The sequence below is a fragment of the Nonomuraea sp. NPDC051941 genome (assembly GCF_044593615.1).
In genome coordinates this window covers 501,365-517,743 of the sequence record NZ_JBIUCF010000002.1, presented here as the reverse complement: position 1 = coordinate 517,743, position 16,379 = coordinate 501,365, and the positions used below count along the sequence as shown (strand labels likewise).

At 69.8% G+C, this 16,379-nt stretch carries 14 protein-coding genes; 5 read left to right on the top strand and 9 right to left on the bottom strand.

Going from position 1 to position 16,379, the window contains the following annotated elements:
- Nucleotides 1-103 precede the first annotated feature (103 nt).
- The 3 genes from ACIHFD_RS06180 to ACIHFD_RS06170 form a co-directional block, all read right to left on the bottom strand.
- On the bottom strand, nucleotides 104-835 hold the full coding sequence (locus ACIHFD_RS06180) for a 4'-phosphopantetheinyl transferase superfamily protein (protein WP_350728276.1): 732 nt from the start codon (nucleotides 833-835) through the stop codon (nucleotides 104-106).
- A gap of 133 nt (nucleotides 836-968) precedes the next feature.
- The gene (locus ACIHFD_RS06175) at nucleotides 969-1,631 is read right to left on the bottom strand and encodes a response regulator transcription factor (protein ID WP_355199581.1); all 663 of its coding nucleotides are present in this window, start codon (nucleotides 1,629-1,631) and stop codon (nucleotides 969-971) included.
- A complete protein-coding gene (locus ACIHFD_RS06170) occupies nucleotides 1,618-2,565 on the bottom strand; it encodes a sensor histidine kinase (protein WP_397365836.1) in 948 nt (315 codons plus the stop codon). The genes ACIHFD_RS06175 and ACIHFD_RS06170 overlap by 14 nt, the downstream gene beginning before the upstream one ends.
- A gap of 898 nt (nucleotides 2,566-3,463) precedes the next feature.
- Between ACIHFD_RS06170 and ACIHFD_RS06165 the strand changes: the two genes are divergently transcribed.
- Nucleotides 3,464-6,208 (top strand): AAA family ATPase, encoded by a 2,745-nt coding sequence (locus ACIHFD_RS06165; protein ID WP_397365835.1) that lies wholly within the window; start codon nucleotides 3,464-3,466, stop codon nucleotides 6,206-6,208.
- A 211-nt stretch (nucleotides 6,209-6,419) separates the two neighbouring features.
- Entirely contained in the window at nucleotides 6,420-7,349 is a 930-nt protein-coding gene (locus tag ACIHFD_RS06160) for an aldo/keto reductase (protein ID WP_397365834.1), read from the top strand.
- 16 nt (nucleotides 7,350-7,365) lie between these two features.
- Here the strand turns inward: ACIHFD_RS06160 and ACIHFD_RS06155 are convergent, their stop codons facing one another.
- On the bottom strand, nucleotides 7,366-8,244 hold the full coding sequence (locus ACIHFD_RS06155) for a UbiA family prenyltransferase (protein WP_397365833.1): 879 nt from the start codon (nucleotides 8,242-8,244) through the stop codon (nucleotides 7,366-7,368).
- A gap of 209 nt (nucleotides 8,245-8,453) precedes the next feature.
- On the opposite strand from ACIHFD_RS06155, the gene ACIHFD_RS06150 reads away from it, so the two are divergent.
- Nucleotides 8,454-10,121 (top strand): 2-isopropylmalate synthase, encoded by a 1,668-nt coding sequence (locus ACIHFD_RS06150; RefSeq protein WP_397365832.1) that lies wholly within the window; start codon nucleotides 8,454-8,456, stop codon nucleotides 10,119-10,121.
- A gap of 258 nt (nucleotides 10,122-10,379) precedes the next feature.
- On the opposite strand, the gene ACIHFD_RS06145 is transcribed toward ACIHFD_RS06150, so the two are convergent.
- Nucleotides 10,380-10,589, bottom strand: coding sequence for a DUF5988 family protein (locus tag ACIHFD_RS06145; RefSeq protein WP_350728269.1), 210 nt, complete (start codon nucleotides 10,587-10,589; stop codon nucleotides 10,380-10,382).
- A 12-nt stretch (nucleotides 10,590-10,601) separates the two neighbouring features.
- Nucleotides 10,602-12,014, bottom strand: a complete 1,413-nt coding sequence (locus ACIHFD_RS06140; protein WP_397365831.1) for an acyl-CoA carboxylase subunit beta — start codon at nucleotides 12,012-12,014, stop codon at nucleotides 10,602-10,604.
- Nucleotides 12,015-12,334: 320 nt separating this feature from the next.
- Here ACIHFD_RS06140 and ACIHFD_RS06135 point away from each other — a divergent pair, with 320 nt between their 5' ends.
- Nucleotides 12,335-13,543, top strand: coding sequence for an NADP-dependent malic enzyme (locus ACIHFD_RS06135; RefSeq protein WP_363979437.1), 1,209 nt, complete (start codon nucleotides 12,335-12,337; stop codon nucleotides 13,541-13,543).
- Nucleotides 13,544-13,626: 83 nt separating this feature from the next.
- Here ACIHFD_RS06135 and ACIHFD_RS06130 read toward each other — a convergent pair whose 3' ends face one another.
- Both ACIHFD_RS06130 and ACIHFD_RS06125 read right to left on the bottom strand, forming a co-directional pair.
- Nucleotides 13,627-14,055, bottom strand: a complete 429-nt coding sequence (locus ACIHFD_RS06130) for a nucleoside deaminase (RefSeq protein ID WP_397365830.1) — start codon at nucleotides 14,053-14,055, stop codon at nucleotides 13,627-13,629.
- 54 nt (nucleotides 14,056-14,109) lie between these two features.
- Nucleotides 14,110-14,967 carry a DUF4429 domain-containing protein gene (locus ACIHFD_RS06125; RefSeq protein ID WP_397365829.1) on the bottom strand — a complete coding sequence of 286 codons (858 nt, stop codon included), beginning with the start codon at nucleotides 14,965-14,967 and terminating at the stop codon, nucleotides 14,110-14,112.
- Between the two features lie 37 nt (nucleotides 14,968-15,004).
- Between ACIHFD_RS06125 and ACIHFD_RS06120 the strand changes: the two genes are divergently transcribed.
- Entirely contained in the window at nucleotides 15,005-15,592 is a 588-nt protein-coding gene (locus ACIHFD_RS06120; protein WP_350728264.1) for an HD domain-containing protein, read from the top strand.
- Here ACIHFD_RS06120 and ACIHFD_RS06115 read toward each other — a convergent pair.
- Nucleotides 15,589-16,299, bottom strand: a complete 711-nt coding sequence (locus ACIHFD_RS06115; protein WP_397365827.1) for a FadR/GntR family transcriptional regulator — start codon at nucleotides 16,297-16,299, stop codon at nucleotides 15,589-15,591. The genes ACIHFD_RS06120 and ACIHFD_RS06115 overlap by 4 nt on opposite strands.
- Nucleotides 16,300-16,379 lie beyond the last annotated feature (80 nt).

The window sequence follows — 16,379 nt, the reverse complement described above, 5'->3', positions numbered from 1 at the left end:
GCGCCTAGTGGTCGCGGGGAGAGGAGGGCGCGCGACACGCCCGGTACCCGGCCGGAGGTACGGAATCGGGCGCGGCAGGAGTGGGCCGCGCCGTCCGGCCGGGTCAGGCCTTGACGGGCTGGGCGGCGGGGCGCCTGTGCGCCGCGCGGTGGCGGCGGGTGGCGGGGCCGGAGGCCTTGACGATGGCGGTGACGATGAGGCCGTCCTGGGCCTTCCACGTGCCGGAGAAGCCCATCAGCTGCCGGCCCTCCACGTGCGGCCCGGTCACCAGGAGCCGGGCGGAGAACGTGCCCTGCACCGGGTTGAAGGTGAGGATCGCGTCCTCGAAGTCGAGCCACCGCTTCGCCAGCGGGAACCAGGCCTTGTAGACCGACTCCTTCGCCGAGAACAGCAGGCGGTCCCAGGCGACGTCCGGGTAGTCGGCGGCGAGCGCGCTCAGCGACTTGCGCTCCTCAGCCAGGGAGACCGCTTCCAGGACGCCGTAGGACAGCGGCTGGTTGGGCTCGGCGTCGATGCCGATCGTGATGGTGTCGGTGCCGGGGCTGAGGACGGCGCCGCGGTAACCGGCGCAGTGGGTGATGCTGCCCACGAAGCCCGTCGGCCACTGAGGTTCGCCGCGCACGCCCGGCAGGATGGGCTGCTCGGGCAGGCCGAGCAGCCCCATTGCGGTCCTGGCGCACATGCGTGCCGTGGCGAACTCCTTGCGCCGGCTCTCCACCGATCGGCTGATCACCTCTTCTTCCGCAGGGAAGAGCACCGCGTCGTGGTCGTCGAACGTGTCGACCGCCACCACCCACGGCGGGAGGATGCTCCCGATGAATGCATTGGTGTTCACAATTCCACGCTAGGCAGGGCCTTCGCGGAAGAAAATGTTCGGGCGCTTCTTCTCGGGCTCTCCGGAGACGGTTGCGGGGTGAACCTTCCCCGGGAAGGGGGTCTGATTTATACAGATATATGGCGATTTAGGGTTAATTGTCGGATCGTGTCCGTGATGGTGTGATCAGTGAGGCGTCGATCGCCCGGTTGACGGCGTCGATGCGCGAGGCGGCCCCGAGCTTGACGAAGATGTTGCGCAGGTGGCGCTTCACCGTGGCTTCCGTGGTGTTGATGCGGGCGGCGATCTGCCGGTTGCTGAGCGCCTGCGCGGCCAGCTCGAGGACCTCCCGCTCCTTGCTCGTCAGCACCTCGGACGGTGTGCTCTCCATCTGGGCGAGGCTCTCGCGGGAGACGGCGAGCACGACCCGTTCCGGCTCGTCGTGCACGCTGCGGATGGCCGACACCAGCTCGTGCCAGTGGACGCTCTTCAGTAGGTATCCGCGGATGCCGGCGGCCAGGAGCCGGTGCAGCAGCTGCGGTCCGTCGTACATGCTCAGGATGATGATCTGCGTGTTCGGTGACTGGATGCGCAGGCGGGTCACGGTGTCGGTGGCGGAGTCGCCGGGGATCTCCACGTCGAGCAGGAGAATGTCCGGCTTCTTGTCGGCCACCATCTTGAGCGCGCCGCTGGAGGTGCCGGCCTCGCCCACCACGACCAGCCCCTCCTGAGACTCCAGGATCTCCCTGAGGCCCTCGCGGAAGAGCGCGTGGTCGTCCACGATGGCCACTGTGGTCGGTTGTTCACTCCTGATCATCGGGTCGCCTCTGGATGGGCACCGCGAGGTCGACCCTTGCCCCCTTGCCGGGTTCGCTCACGATGTTGACCGTGCCGCCGAGCAGCTGGGTGCGTTCCCGGATGGAGGACAGGCCCAGGCTGCCCTTGGGCGCCTGCTGGCTCGGGTCGAAGCCGCAACCGTCGTCGATCACGGAGGCGATCAGCTCGTGCGGCGCGACGTCGATCCTGATGAAGATGGTCGAAGGGTCTCCGTGGGTGAGCGCGTTGCGGGCCGCTTCGCGCAGGATGAGCAGGCACTCCTCGCTGACGATCGGGGGCGCCCAGCTCTGGTCGCCGTTGACGACGAGCTCGACCTGTACGTCGTCGGTCCCGATCACGTCCAGGTAGCCGAGCAGTCCCTTCTCCAGGGTCCTCCCGTCGGGAGGGTGGAGGTCGGAGGTCACCTGGCGCAGGCTGCACATCGTCTCCTGGATGGCCTGCTGCGCCATTTCCAGCTTGGCCAGCGCCTTGGCCGGCTCGGACGGCCGGTAGAGGTTCGACAGCTCCAGCTGGCGCTGGGCGACGCTGAGGCTGTGGCCGATGCGGTCGTGTAACTCCCTGGCGATCCGGCGGCGCTCGGCCATCTGCGCCTCGGTCACCTGGTTCAGCAAGAACCCGGTGTAGCTGCTTGAGGCCTCTCTGATCCGCAGGGAGATGCTCTGTTCCAGAGCCGTCACCACAAGCCTGAGCAGCCTGGCGGCCTGGGTGTCGTCCTGAAGTCGGTGACTAAGAGTAGTGAATGCGGCGCGGAAGAAGACCGACGCGGCCAGGAGGGACTCTCTCGGGTGGATACGGGCGGACGCTCTGGACACGCCGATGTCCCAGGACAGGAAACGGGACGTCTCGTCGTCGAGCAAGCGACCTGCTCGCAGCGTGCCGGCCATCTCCGTCAGGATCTCGCCCGCGTTAGCCATGACCTGGGCTTTCGTGTGCTGATCCCTGATCAGAACGCTGCCGATCGAGGCCAGTCCCTGCTCGTACTTGCTCAGTATGTCGGCTCGACACTCCTCGATAAGATTCGCCGTCCCCGTGGCATCATGCTCGCCCCTTTGCGCAATTTCTCCCACCATGTCCCCTTGGAAATGCACGAATGCTTACATCTTGGGTCAACACTGATGAGTAGGCAACTGTATGAACATAGGCCCCGATGCGCCGCGGGGCTGCGCTCCGGGCCCGCGAGCCCTGTGACCAGTGGGAACGCCTGCGACGTAGGAAATGTCAATATTTCGTGACTTAGGGTGCCCTATCTCATGGCGGCTCGGCGGGGGCCTCCGGGGCCGGGAGGCGGGGTCGATCCTGTGCTCACCGTCCAATAGGGGGCGTTTGTGAGATGTGAAGCTCCCGCGGTCGGTAAGGCCCAGATCGACATGAGCACGGCTCGCATTGGCGCTGCTCGGCCAATGTTGACGCGTGGGTAATAAATGATTCAAGCGCTTCGCCGGGACGGCCGGGCCCCGGCCCACCCCTGGGCCAGGGCCGCGGACGGTGGCCCAGGGCCTGGTGCCGCACCGAGGCGCCGCACCGAGCCGACCGCCCGGCCGATCGACTCGGACCACCCGTTGGTCCGAAAGTTGGAGACGGACTGGTCCGTGTGGAGCGGCGGACGTTATTAAGGATAAGCCATATTGTGGGCACCCCGAACTGACACCTAACGTGATGACCGTCAACCCATAACCGGATACGGAAGAGGTTGAGGGTCATGCGGCAAGTCCGACGGATCGTGAATTCGAAGCCGAAAAAAGAGCTGAATGGCTCCTTGGACCTCAGAACCCCTTCCGGCCGGAAATTGCCTTTCTAAAAGGGGTGTCCAACATGGGGCTGTACGAAAGAGACACCGCCATGGCCTCCATGCAAGGTCTCCTCGCCGAGGCCGTGGGCGGCAAGGGCCGGGTCGCAATGGTGACGGGAGTCGTTGCGACGGGCAAGAGCGAGCTCCTGCACGCCTTCGCCGAGCAGGCTCTGGAGCACGGCGCGCTGCCGCTGGTGGCCTCCGCCACCCGGGCGGAGAGCGACCTGCCGCTGGGCGTGCTCGGCCAGCTCTTCCAGAACGCGCCGCTACAGGAAGACGTACGCGCGCTCGCGGCTGACCTGCTGCGAGAGGGCGCGCAGATGGCCTCCCCCGCGAAGGGGGAGAGCTTTGAACAGGTGGACGCCCAGATCGTCCACTCGTTGTCCGCGGTGCTGCTCTCGCTCGCCGAGCGCCACCCGCTGGTGATCGTCGTCGACGACGTCCACCTCGCCGACAGGGCCTCGCTGCTCTGCCTGTCCTACCTCGTCCGCAGGGCCAGATACTCCCCGCTCATGGCGGTGTTCGGCCAGACCGACTACCGGCCGCACACCCACGGCTTCTTCGCCACCGAGATGCTGCGCCAGCCGCACTGCACGGCCGTCAGGCTGGCGCCGCTGTCGTACGACGCGGTGGTGAGCATGGCGTCCGAGCACCTGGGCGAGGCGGCGGCCGAAGCCGTGGCACCGGACTGGTACGCGCTGAGCGGCGGCAACCCGCTCCTGCTCAGAGGCCTGATCGAGGACTTCGGGACGAGCGGCGGCGCCCCGGCCGAGCGTTACGGCGAGGCCGTGCTGTCCTGCCTGCACCGGGCCGACCCCGCGCTCCTGCAGGTCGCCGGCTGGCTCGCGGTGCTGGACGACCCTGAGCTCCTGCAGCGCCTGGTCGACGCGGACGGCACGACGGTCGCCCAGGCCACCCGCTGGCTGGAGACCGCCGGCCTGCTGGAGTCGGGCCACTACCGGGCCGAGATCGCCAGGGAGACGGTGCTGGCCGAGCTGGGCGACGAGACGCGGCGCAGCGTGCACCGCAGGGCCGCCGAGCTGCTGCACCTGGAGGCGGCCGACGACGTCGCGATAGCCGAGCACCTGGTCGGCGCCGACGCCACCGACCTGCCGTGGGCCGTCCCCGTGCTGGAGGCCGCGGCGCTGCACCGGCTGGACGACGGGTTCGTGGACGAGGCCGTCGACTATCTCAAGCTCGCCTGGCGCTGCTGCACGGACGAGCGGCGGCGTACGACCATCGCCACGCTCCTGATGCGCGCGGAGTGGCGCATCAACCCCAGCACCCCGGCCGAGCACATCGCCGAGCTGACCGACGCCCTGCACAACGGCACCCTGCGCGGCAGCGACGCGGTCGTGCTGGCCAGGGCACTGCTCTGGCACGGCAAGGTCGATGACGCCTGCCAGGTGCTCGAACACCTGAAGGAGAGCGGCGACACCGAGCCGCAGACCGTGGCCGAGCTCGTCGGCACCCGGTTGTGGCTGCGCGCCTCGGCGCCGCCGTTGCTCGCCCACGTCAACAGGGCGACCACCGAGCAGAACAAGGAGGCCGTCCTACCGGTGCGGGTGAGCCGGCGGCTGGAGGCGATCAACGCTCTGACCTCGGTGCTCACCCGCGGTCCCCGCGAGCGCACCCTGTCCACGGTGGAGCGGATCCTGCACAGCTCCCGGCTGGACGAGATGTCCATGGACACGGTGGAGAGCTCGCTGCTCGCGCTCACCTACGGCGGCTGGCCGGACAAGGCGGCGCCGTGGTGCGACGCCTTCATCGAGGAGGCGCAGTCCCGCAGCGCGCCGGCCCGCCGGGCCCGGCTCACCGCGATCCGCGCCGAGATCGCCATGCGGCGCGGCGATCTGGAGACCGCGGCCTCGTCCGCGCGCCTGGCCCTGGAGCTCATCCCGCCGGCCAGCTGGGGCGTGACCGTGGGTTCCCCGCTGGCCAACCTGATGCTGGCCAGCACGGCCATGGGGCAGTACGACCAGGCGCTCGCCCAGGTCAACACCGCGGTCCCGGAGGCCATGCTGCGCACCCGCTTCGGGCTGCACTACCTGCACGCCCGCGGGCGCTACCACCTGGCCGTGGACCATCCGGCGGCGGCGCTGCGGGACTTCCGCTTCTGCGGTGAGCTCATGGGCGAGTGGGAGATGGACACGCCGGGCTTCATCGCCTGGCGTGCCGACGCGGCCGAGGCGCTCATCCGGATGGGCGAGCACGACGAGGCCCGTTCCCTGGTCGAGGAGCAGTTGTCGCGCTGCGGCCCCATGGCCTCCCGTACGCAAGGGATCGCGCTGCGCCTGCTGGCCGCCACGAGCGAGCTCCGGCACCGGCCCATGCTGCTGCGGCAGTCCACGGACCGCCTGCAGGCCTGCGGCGACCGCTACGAGCTGGCCCGGTCGCTGTTCGAGCTCACCGAGGCGTTCCACAGCGTCGGGGAGTTCCGCAGGGCGGGGATCATCGCCAGCCGTACGCGCATCCTCGCGCAGGAGTGCGGCGCCCAGCCGCTGAGCCAGGCGCTGGCCGGTGACGGCTCCTCCGCCGGCGACGGGCAGAACGCGGAGATCAGCAAGGTCGTGGCGATCCTCAGCGACGCCGAGCGCCGGGTCGCCGGCCTGGCCTCGGTCGGCTACACCAACCGGGAGATCGCGGCCAAGCTGTTCATCACGGTGAGTACGGTGGAACAGCACTTGACGCGCATCTATCGCAAGCTCGGAATCACTCAGAGATCGGATCTTCCCACCGATCTGGAGCTGAGCCCGACCGTCCGCTAACCCCTCCCAGATCCTGCCCACCGCGCGGAGTCCGCGCGGTGGGCAGCTCCATTAACTGGGTGTATAACTGGTCGTTGCGTTCTGTGTCAGGCGGCTTAAACGGGAAAGATTCTCCCCTTATTCATCCGCCCGCAGGGGGGATAGGGGTTGTGGCACAATCACGGCCCGCAGATCGTATGTATAACGTGACGGCCAAATGGAGGGGAGTGTCGTGGACAGCAGAAGGCTGGGCGATGCGGGGCTGATCACCTCGTGTCTGGGCTTCGGGTGTCTGGCCCTCTCAGGCGTGTACGGCGACGTGGACCGCTCGGAGTCCCTGGCGTTGATCCACTACGTTCTCGACGTGGGCGTGACGCTGCTCGACATGTCCGACGACCAGGCCGACGGGGAGGTCGAGCGGCTCGTCGGCGAGGCCGTCCGGCCCTGGCGCGAGGACGTGCTCCTGGCGACGCGGACCGTCCGGCGCGGCACCGGTTGCGGTGAGCTGGCGCAGTCGTGCGACGCCTCGCTGAAGCGCCTGGGCGTCGACTACGTCGACCTCTACATCGCGAGCCACGAGGAGCCGTCCGTACCGGTCGAGGAGACCGCCCACCAGCTGGCGGACCTGGTGACCGCGGGCAAGGCCCGCCACGTAGGCCTGTCGGGGGTGACGGGGGACGAGCTCCGCCGGGCGCACGCGGTCCATCCGATGGCCGCCCTGGCGATGGAATACTCCCTTTGGCACCGTACGGTCGAGCTCGACCAGTTGCCGGTGGCGCGCGAGCTCGGGATCGGCGTGCTGGCCGGACGGCCGCTGGGCCGCGGCTTCCTGACCGGGCGCAGCCTGTCGCCCTCGCGGCTCGGCCCGGCCGACCCTCGCCGGGCGGATCCCCGGTTCTCGCCGCACAACCTCCCGCGCAACGGCGCGATGCTCCGGCGGCTGCAGGCCGAGGCGGCGAACATGGACGTCAGCACGGGCCGTCTGGCCCTGGCCTGGTTGCTGTCGCGGGGGCCGGACGTGGTGCCGGTGCCCAGCACGCGCGACCCGGTCCACCTGGAGATGAACGTGGGTTCTGTCAGGCTCCTGCTGACCGAGACGGTGTGCCGGCGGGTGGAGGAGGCCTTCCCGCCCGGCTCGACCGGCGCGGACTGCGCGGTCTGATCGGCCGGTCCGCCTGTCAGATGAGGAGGAGCGGCAGGATCGCCAGGCCGTGCAGCGCGTACTGGGTGGCCATGAAGGCGCCGTACGGCTCGCGGCGGCGGCCCTTGAAGCACAGGACCGTGATGACCAGTGCCCCGCCGATCATGGCGAGCGCGGACGGCCACAGCGGGAGCTTCAGCAGCAGGACGGCCGCGGTGAAGGCCAGCGCCAGCCCGATCGCCGTGCAGCAGATCGTCAGCCGCAGGACGCGCTCGCCGTGCATGACCGCGAAGGTCATCCGCCCGGCGCGGGCGTCGCCCTCGATGTCGGGCAGGTCCTTGGTCGTCGAGCCCACGAGAGCGGTCCACAGCGACGCGGCGAGCACGAAGACGACCAGCATCAGCGAGCTCCTGATCTCGCTCGCGTAGGAGAAGGCGCCCCCGTAGTAGGTGAGCAGGGTGGCCACGCCTCCGGTCAGGACCGTGCCGCCGGAGCTGCGCTTGAGCGGGAACGGCGGGCCCGAGTAGAGGTAGCCGAGCGTCAGTACGACGGCGAGCATGCCGCCCATCAGCGGCGCGAGCGCGAAGCCGGCCGCGAGCGACAGCAGGGCCGCCCCGATCGCGACCGCGCTGGCGAAGCCCGGCGGCAGGTCGCCGCGGACGATGGGCCTGCGTGAGCCGTTGAGCCGGTCCTCCGGTACGTCCATGACGCCGTTGAAGAGGTAGACGGCGAAGATCATCATCACCCATGCCGCGGCGCCCCAGACCGTTCTGCCCAGGTGGCCGTCGTCGCCGGCGACCGAGGCGCACAACGCCGTGCCGGTGAGGAAGCGCAGCAGGAAGATGAACTGCACTGTAGGCCGCGCCTCCGCGAAACACAGACCGCCTCGCCGGATCGCCGGTTCGATAGTCGCCATGATCGGAGTGTGCAGGGCCGGCAGGGGCCGGAGAAGGGGGGTGCGTCGAAAGATACCGGGGGCGCGCACTCTCGATACCCCTGCGGAATCCCTTGGTCAGGACCGGCGCTCTCATGATCCCCGACCTGTTCGCGGGCCCGTCGCCGCTTGTACGTTGAGTGCGGAGATCTCCTAGAGCCACACCATGAGACCTGCGAAGGAGATTCACGATGGCCCCGACCCGTCCCGTCGAGCGCTATTCGAACTTCACCCCGCTGGCCCTGCCCGACCGTACCTGGCCGGACAAGAGGATCGTGGCGGCGCCCCGCTGGCTGTCGACGGACCTCCGCGACGGAAACCAGTCGCTGGCCAACCCGATGTCGCCGGCCCGGAAGCTGCGGATGTTCGAGCTGCTCGTCGACCTCGGCTACAAGGAGATCGAAGTCGGATTCCCCGTGGCCAGCCAGGACGACTACGACTTCGTCCGGATGCTCATCGAGCAGGACCGAATCCCGGACGACGTATGGATCTCGGTGCTCGTACCGGCGCGGGACGAGCTGATCGAGCGCTCGGTCACCGCGCTGGCCGGCGCCCCCCGCGCCACCTTCCACCTCTACAACGCGACCGCGCCGTTGTTCCGGCGCGTGGTGTTCAACATGGACCGCGCCCAGTGCAAGGACCTGGCCGTGCAGGGCACCCGGCTGATGATGAAGTACGCCGAGCGGGACCTGGCGGACTGCGACCTGCGCTACCAGTACTCGCCCGAGCTGTTCAACGAGACCGAGGCGGACTTCGCCCTCGAGGTCTGCGAGGCGGTCATGGACGTGTGGGAGACCGGCCCCGGCCGCCCGATCATCCTGAACTTCCCCACCACCGTGGAGCGCTCCCTGCCCTCGGTGTTCGCCGACCAGATCGAATGGCTGGACCGCAACCTCTCCCGCAGGGAGCATGTCTGCCTGTCCATCCACCCGCACAACGACCGCGGCACGGGGGTGGCCGCGTCCGAGCTGGCGCTGCTGGCCGGGGCCGAGCGCATCGAGGGGTGCCTGTTCGGCAACGGCGAGCGGGCGGGCAACGTCTGCCTGGTGACGCTCGGCATGAACATGTTCACCCACGGGGTGGACCCGGGGATCGACTTCTCCGACATCGACCGGATCCGCGACACCGTCGAGCTCTGCAACGAGATCCCCGTGCACCCCCGGCACCCTTACGGCGGCGAGCTCGTGTACACCGCCTTCTCCGGTTCGCACCAGGACGCGATCAAGAAGGGCTTCGACGACCTGGAGCGGGCCGCCGGCGAGAGCGGCGTCGAGGTCGACGAGATGCCGTGGAGCATGCCGTACCTGCCGGTGGACCCCAAGGACGTCGGGCGCACGTACGAGGCGATCGTGCGGATCAACAGCCAGTCGGGCAAGGGCGGCATCGCGTACGTCATGAGCGCCTGGCACGGGATGCGGCTGCCCCGCGAGCTGCAGCGGGAGTTCGCCGGGCTGGTCCAGGCCCGGGCGGAGGCACGGGGCAGCGAACTGACGCCCGACGAGATCTTGGCGCTGTTCGAGCAGGAGTACCTCACCGGCCAGGCCCGGACCGACACCCTGGGGCGGGGCGACCGGATCACCGCGACGCTCCACATGGACGGCCAGCAGGAGCAGGCCGTGCGGGCCATCGGCGCCACGATGGCGCCCTGGGGCGTCGACGTGCGGGCGGTGCACCGGGCCGACGGCACCGAGCGCGTCACGAGCATGAAGACGACGGTCTACGCCGAATGCAAGGTGGACGGTACGACGGTCTGGGGCGTGGGTGTGGACACCAACGTGGTCGACGCGACCCTGGCCGCGGTCGGCTCGGCCGCCAGGCGGAGCGGCCGGACGGGGGTCACGCTCGCGAACGCCAGCTGATGCCGGAGGACACGCCGACGGCCGCCGAAAGGCGGCCGTCGCGGCGTTTTTTCGTGAAAAGCAAGAACGAGAGCCACCGTCCATTTGATTTAGGGCGGTGGCTCTCGTTCTGCTGGGGGCTTCGCAAAAGGGGAAGTGCCGTCTAGTTCAATGCCTCACCTCTCCGGCGGGATAAACATCCGTCAAACCCGACTACTCATATTGAATCGCCGGTCCGGCTGTTTTCCCACCCCTAGCGAACCCTTAGGCGGTCACCCGTCACTCGGCAATGGCCGTCCGCATGATCCAGTGGTAGGCGGGCACCTCCTGCCCGTCCACGCGCGTGCGCTCGCCATTGTGGAGAAAGTGCTCGTACCCGCTGCCGAAAGGCAGTTTGATCTTCTCGCAGAACTTCGCGAGGGTCACGATCCGCTGCTCGGCCGGGAGGTGGTTCGGTCCGCCGACGAGCATTACCTTGATGTTCGACATGGTCTCCTCGATTCAGAGCGGGATATTGGAGTGGCAGCCGCGGTCCTGCGGTGCCGATGCCAGTGCTTCCGCCAGCCGGAGCCGGGTCTCGAGAGGCGAGACGACCGCGTCGACCACGCCGAGCGACATCGCCCGCTCGACCCCGCCGGCCGTCCGCCGATGCTCTTCCACCAGTCGCGCGTGCAGGTCCGCCTGCTCGGACTCGGGCACCGCGGCCAGTCGCTTGCGGTGCAGGATGCCGACCGCCGCCTCGGCCCCCATGACCGCCACCTCCGCGTCGGGCCAGGCGTACACCGCGGTCGCGCCCAGCGACCTGGAGTTCATGGCGATGTAGGCGCCGCCGTACGACTTGCGGGTGATGAGCGTGACGCGGGGGACGACCGACTCGGCGAAGGCGTGCAGGAGCTTGGCGCCCCGCCTGACCACGCCGCCCCACTCCTGCTGGACGCCGGGCAGGTAGCCGGGCACGTCGACCACGACCACGAGCGGGACGCCGAGCGAGTCGCACATCCGCACGAAACGCGAGGCCTTCTCCGCCGAGAGCGAGTCGAGGCAGCCGCCCTTGCGCAGCGGGTTGTTGGCGATCACGCCCACGGCCCGCCCGCCCAGCCGGCCGAGCCCGACCACCATGTTGGGGGCCCAGCGGGGCTGGAACTCCAGGAACTCCGGGTCCAGGAGCTCGCGGAGGACCGGCCGGACGTCGTAGGCGCGGCGCGGCTGCTCGGGGAGGAGGGCCCGCAGGTCGCGCGGCTCGCTCAGCGCGGCGAAGTCGAACCGGCCGGGCCGGGTGAAGAACCCCGTCAGCAGGCGGGCCCGGTCGTAGGCCGCCTGCTCGGAGTCGACCGTGATGTGCGCGACCCCCGATTTGGGGCCGTGCGCCTCCGGGCCGCCGAGGCCCGCCATGTCGATCTCCTCGCCGGTGACGCTGCGGACGACGTCGGGACCGGTGATGAAGACCCGCGCGACGTCCGACATGATGATCACGTCGGTCAGCGCGGGCCCGTAGGCGGCCGCGCCCGCGGCCGGTCCGAGGACGACCGAGATCTGCGGGATCAGGCCGGAGGCCGCGGTCATGGCGGCGAACATGCGGCCGACGCCGTCCATCGACTCCACGCCGTCGGCCAGCCGGGCACCGCCGGAATGCCACAGGCCGATCACCGGGCAGCGCCGGCGGACGGCCAGCTGGATGGCCTCGACGATGCGATTCGCGCCTGCCCAGCCCAGCGCGCCGCCCATGCGCGTCGCGTCCGTGCAGTAGGCGATGACCGGCGAGCCGTCGATCAGACCGTGTACGGCCTGCACGCCGCTCTCTTCGTCGCCGGGCATCGGCACCATGGAGCCGGGATCCAGGAGCCGCGAGAGGCGTGCCGATGGCGTCCGCGGATCGAGTGGTGCTTCCGTGGGAAAAGCGGTCAGGACCGTCATCGTTGTCCTTTCGCAGGTATCTGTCCTTCGAATTTCCCGACCGACCCCTATCCCGGACAACCCCTACTGCCTCGTACCTCTTACCAGGGGGCGGCTCCGATATAGGGGGGACATGGGGTAACCGGGAATGGCCGCCCGTGTGACACTCGAGCTGTGTTGTTAATCACATCGACGTAGCGGACGGGGCCGCGCAGAAAGGCATGGACGTCATGAAACGTGCACAGCTCAAAAAGGCGCGCCCGGCGCGTACCACGGTGCGGAACGAGGTGCCTGACTTACGCACCCCGTCCGGCCGGATGCTGCGGTTCTAGGAGCTCCGGATGACGACCGAAATCACCGCGCCGGCCATCAGCCTCGCCACGCTTCTCGACCAGGACCCGGCTTTCCGCCTGCACGAGGGTGGCAAATTGGAGACACGCCCGTCGGTGCCGGTGCGTGACGCCGGCGACCTGTCGCTCGCGTACACGCCGGGAGTGGCCCGCGTGTGCACGGCCATCGCCGAGCGACCGGAGCTGGCCGACGACTACACCTGGCGGTCCAACGTGGTCGCCGTGGTCACCGACGGCACCGCCGTGCTCGGGCTCGGCGACATCGGCCCCACCGCGGCCATGCCGGTCATGGAGGGCAAGTCGCTGCTGTTCAAGCAGTTCGGGGGCGTGGACTCGGTGCCCATCTGCCTCGACTGCACGGACGTCGACGAGTTGGTGGAGACGATCGCTCGGATGGCCCCGTCCTTCGGCGGCATCAACCTCGAGGACATCAGCGCCCCGCGCTGCTTCGAGGTGGAGCGCCGGCTCAAGGAGCGGCTGGGCATCCCGGTCTTCCACGACGACCAGCACGGCACGGCGATCGTGGTGCTGGCCGCGCTGCGTAACGCGGCACGGCTGACCGGGCGGAGGCTGTGGGACCTGCGGGCCGTCGTGGCCGGCGCGGGCGCCTCCGGGCTCGCGGTCACGAGCATGCTGCTCAAGGCCGGCATCTCCGAGGTCATCGTGTCCGACAGCAAGGGTGTGATCCACCAGGGCCGTGGCGACCTCAACACGTACAAGGCCCTGATCGCGACCTGCACGAACCAGTCGGGCCACACCGGCACGACCGAGGAGGCCATGGCCGGGGCGGACGTCTTCATCGGCCTGTCGGGCTCGACGATCAGCGAGCGGGCCATCGCGTCGATGGCGCCGGGCTCCATCGTGTTCGCCCTGTCCAACCCCGAGCCGGAGATCCACCCGGGGATCGCGCTGGAGCACGCCGCCATCGTGGCCACCGGGCGCAGCGACTTCCCCAACCAGATCAACAACGTGCTCGCCTTTCCCGGTGTGTTCAGGGGCGCCCTGTCGGCGCGGGCCGTGGAGATCACCGAGAACATGAAGATGGCCGCCGCGCACGCCCTGTCCAGCGTGATCGAGGAGGAGCTGTCGGCGGAGCGGATCATCCCGGAGCCGTTCGACCCCCGGGTGGTGCCCGCGGTCGCCGCGGCGGTGGCCGACCAGGCCCGCCGCGACGGCGTGGCCCGCCTGCGCGGCCTCTGAGGCGCACCGGCCGGGGCGCCCGGCTCCGCGGTCACACCGCGGAGTCCGGTCGCGTCCCGGCAGGCCACTCGTCGCGGGAAGGGTCAGACGTAATAGCCCTCGACGGGTACGCGCGCCTCGTCGTACAGGGCCGGGCCTTCGACGGGCGGGTCCACGAAGGCGCTGCCCGGCGGCTTGAGGCCGTTGAGCTGATCGCCGGACAGCGCGTAGACGACGCGGCCCAGGCCCGAACGGGCGATGGCCCCCGCGCACATCCCGCACGGCTGGCAGCTGGTGTACATGGTGGTCGTGGCCGCGGCCGCGGGGTCGAGCTCGCGGGCGGCCCAGCGGGCCAGCTTCAGCTCCGGGTGCGCGGTGATGTCGCGGTCGGTGAGCGAGCTGTTGCGCTCCTCGACCAGGATCGAGCCGTCCGGGCCCGCCAGCAGCGAGCCGAACGGCGGGTTGCCGCCGGCACGGGCCTGCGCGGCCAGCTCGATGGCGCGGCGCAGGAGCTTCTCTTCGTCGTGGGTCACGCTAGGTCCTCCGATAATGGGCATCTGGCCACATTTTGCCCCGCTCGGGCGGGGTCACGTCTCCTGGAGGCGGCGGATCATGGCCTGCTTGGCCGCCGCGAACTCCTCGTCGGTCAGCACCCCGGACCGGTGCAGCTCCCCGAGCTCCCCCAGGCGGCGCAGGACCGCGTCGTGCACGTCGTCGGAGACCAGCGGGGGAGGCGGCGGCAGCTCGGCCTCCCTCGGGAGCCGGGCCAGCACGGCCGCGGCGACCAGGGCGGTGGTCCCGCCGAAGCGCTGGATGCCCCACGACACGCAGTGGAGGTCCTTCTGCGGCGGCTGCGCGGCCCCCTCGCCCTTGACGCGGAACCGCAGCGTGCCGTAACCCATGCCGGACTGCGGCTTCCACTCCACGCCGATCACGTCCGTCAGCGGGAACTCCTGCGGCCCGGCCTTCTCCTTCTCCGTGCTCGCGAACCCGGTCCACTCCAGCCGCACCCGCTCCCCGTCGAAGAGCGCGGTGCCGTCGCCCGCCGTGGCCGAGACGGGCACGGAGGGCCCGGCCAGGAGGTAGTCCTCGCAGGCGGCGGTGGGCGTCTGGTAGACGAGCAGGGTGTCGCGGACCTCGTCGGCGAAGTATTCGGCCGCGCCGGCGCGGCTCTTGGGGACGGTCAGCCGGTACGGGTCGGCGGGCGGGCCGAGCAGCCCCGCGACCGCGTCGGAGAGCGGATCGGCCCCTTTGCGCAGCCGCATCCGCACGTGGCCGCCCTTGCGCGACGGCTCGAAGGCCATGCTCGCGATCGCCTCCAGCGGCACCACGACTTCGCCCAGCGTCCTGCGCAGCTCGTGCACGCCCTTGTCGCTTCCGGGGACGATGCGCAGGAACTCGCCGTTGAACGTCCACGAGCCGTCGGCGACGGCGATCTCGGCCATATTCTCAGCCTAGGACACGCGGGACGAGAGGAGCGGGATGGAGATCTTCACGAGCTGGTCGTCCTGGGCGCAGGCGGAAGGCCCTTTGAGCGAGGCGCTCCCGCCGGGGACCACGGAGTCCCTTCGTGACGCGGTGGCGTTCGCCCGCGCGCAGCACGGGGTGCAGCAGCGGCCGACCGGGCGCCCGTACGTGGAGCATCTGCTCGAGGCGCTGGAGGTGGCCGTGGTCGGCGCCGAGCTGACCGACCGGGACGTGCTCGTGGCGATCGTGCTGCACGACGTGCTGGAGGACACACCGTGCACCGAGGCGGACATCGCGCGCAGGTACGGCTCCGGCGTGGCCGAGCTCGTGCGGTGGGTGACCAAGCCGCGCGGGGTCGCGAAGGTCGACTACCTGAGCACCCTCGTGCAGGCGCCGCTGCACGCGGTGTTCGTGAAGCTGGCCGACCGGGTGAGCAACGTGCAGGAGCTGCAGCGGATGCCGTGGCGGTTCCAGCGGCGCTACTACCTGGAGACCGTGGCCTACATCATGCCGCTGGCCGGCGCCCACCCCTGGTTCGCCCGGTGGTTCGGGGAGTGGCGCACGCGCTGGCATCCCCGCGTGGAGCGGCTCAGCGCGTACTAGCCGCCGATCCTGGCCACGCGGTTGCGCACCCCCTCGAAATGGGCGTGTACGGCGGCCACGGCCGCGCCCCGGTCGCCGGCCAGCACGGCCGTGTAGATGTCGCGATGGCGCCTGACCACGTCGCCCGGCGGCTCGTCGGGCGCGCCCAGCTCGTCGCGCAGCTGGTAGTAGACGTCCCAGAACGCCCCCAGGAGCTGGCTCACCAGCGGGTTGCCGAGCGGGCGGTAGAGGAGGTCGTGGAAGAGGCGGTCGGTCTCGGGGGAGACCGGCCCGATCGGCGCCTCGGCCTCCATCCTGGCGATCACGTCGGCGACCGGCGTCAGGTCGGCCTCGGGGCCCAGCTCGATGAGGCGCTCGACGAGGCCGCTCTCCAGGATCTCGCGGATCTCGATCAGGTTGGCCAGGTGGTTCTTGCCGTTCTGCAGCGTGATGCGGCTGTGGAAGGTCAGCTCGTCCACCAGCCCCGCCAGCGACATCCGGCCCACGAACATGCCGAAGCCGTGGCGGATGTCCACGATGCCGACCGCCTGCAGGGCCTTGAGCGCCTCCCTGACCGAGTTGCGGCTGACCCGCAGCTCCTCCATGAGCTCCGACTCGGTCGGCAGGGGGTCCCCGGCCACCAGTCCACGCCGGACGATCAGGTCCTTGACGCCCTCCTGGGCCTCGACGGCACGGCTCGGCCGCGCCGGACGCGGGACTGTGGTCATGAGGCCTCCTTCGTCGGCCTCATGACCAAGGTGCTGTGTCCATTGATGCCCGAACTGCGTTCGGTCATGAAAATTCCTTT

Bases quoted from the DNA above. Each gene is read 5' to 3' on its own strand.
- ACIHFD_RS06120 (WP_350728264.1), top strand. From the start codon at position 15,005: ATGGAGATCTTCACGAGCTGGTCGTCCTGGGCGCAGGCGGAAGGCCCT.
- ACIHFD_RS06165 (WP_397365835.1), top strand. From the start codon at position 3,464: ATGGGGCTGTACGAAAGAGACACCGCCATGGCCTCCATGCAAGGTCTC.
- ACIHFD_RS06175 (WP_355199581.1), bottom strand. From the start codon at position 1,631: ATGATCAGGAGTGAACAACCGACCACAGTGGCCATCGTGGACGACCAC.
- ACIHFD_RS06135 (WP_363979437.1), top strand. From the start codon at position 12,335: ATGACGACCGAAATCACCGCGCCGGCCATCAGCCTCGCCACGCTTCTC.
- ACIHFD_RS06155 (WP_397365833.1), bottom strand. From the start codon at position 8,244: ATGGCGACTATCGAACCGGCGATCCGGCGAGGCGGTCTGTGTTTCGCG.
- ACIHFD_RS06115 (WP_397365827.1), bottom strand. From the start codon at position 16,299: ATGACCACAGTCCCGCGTCCGGCGCGGCCGAGCCGTGCCGTCGAGGCC.
- ACIHFD_RS06150 (WP_397365832.1), top strand. From the start codon at position 8,454: ATGGCCCCGACCCGTCCCGTCGAGCGCTATTCGAACTTCACCCCGCTG.
- ACIHFD_RS06145 (WP_350728269.1), bottom strand. From the start codon at position 10,589: ATGTCGAACATCAAGGTAATGCTCGTCGGCGGACCGAACCACCTCCCG.
- ACIHFD_RS06170 (WP_397365836.1), bottom strand. From the start codon at position 2,565: ATGGCTAACGCGGGCGAGATCCTGACGGAGATGGCCGGCACGCTGCGA.
- ACIHFD_RS06140 (WP_397365831.1), bottom strand. From the start codon at position 12,014: ATGACGGTCCTGACCGCTTTTCCCACGGAAGCACCACTCGATCCGCGG.
- ACIHFD_RS06125 (WP_397365829.1), bottom strand. From the start codon at position 14,967: ATGGCCGAGATCGCCGTCGCCGACGGCTCGTGGACGTTCAACGGCGAG.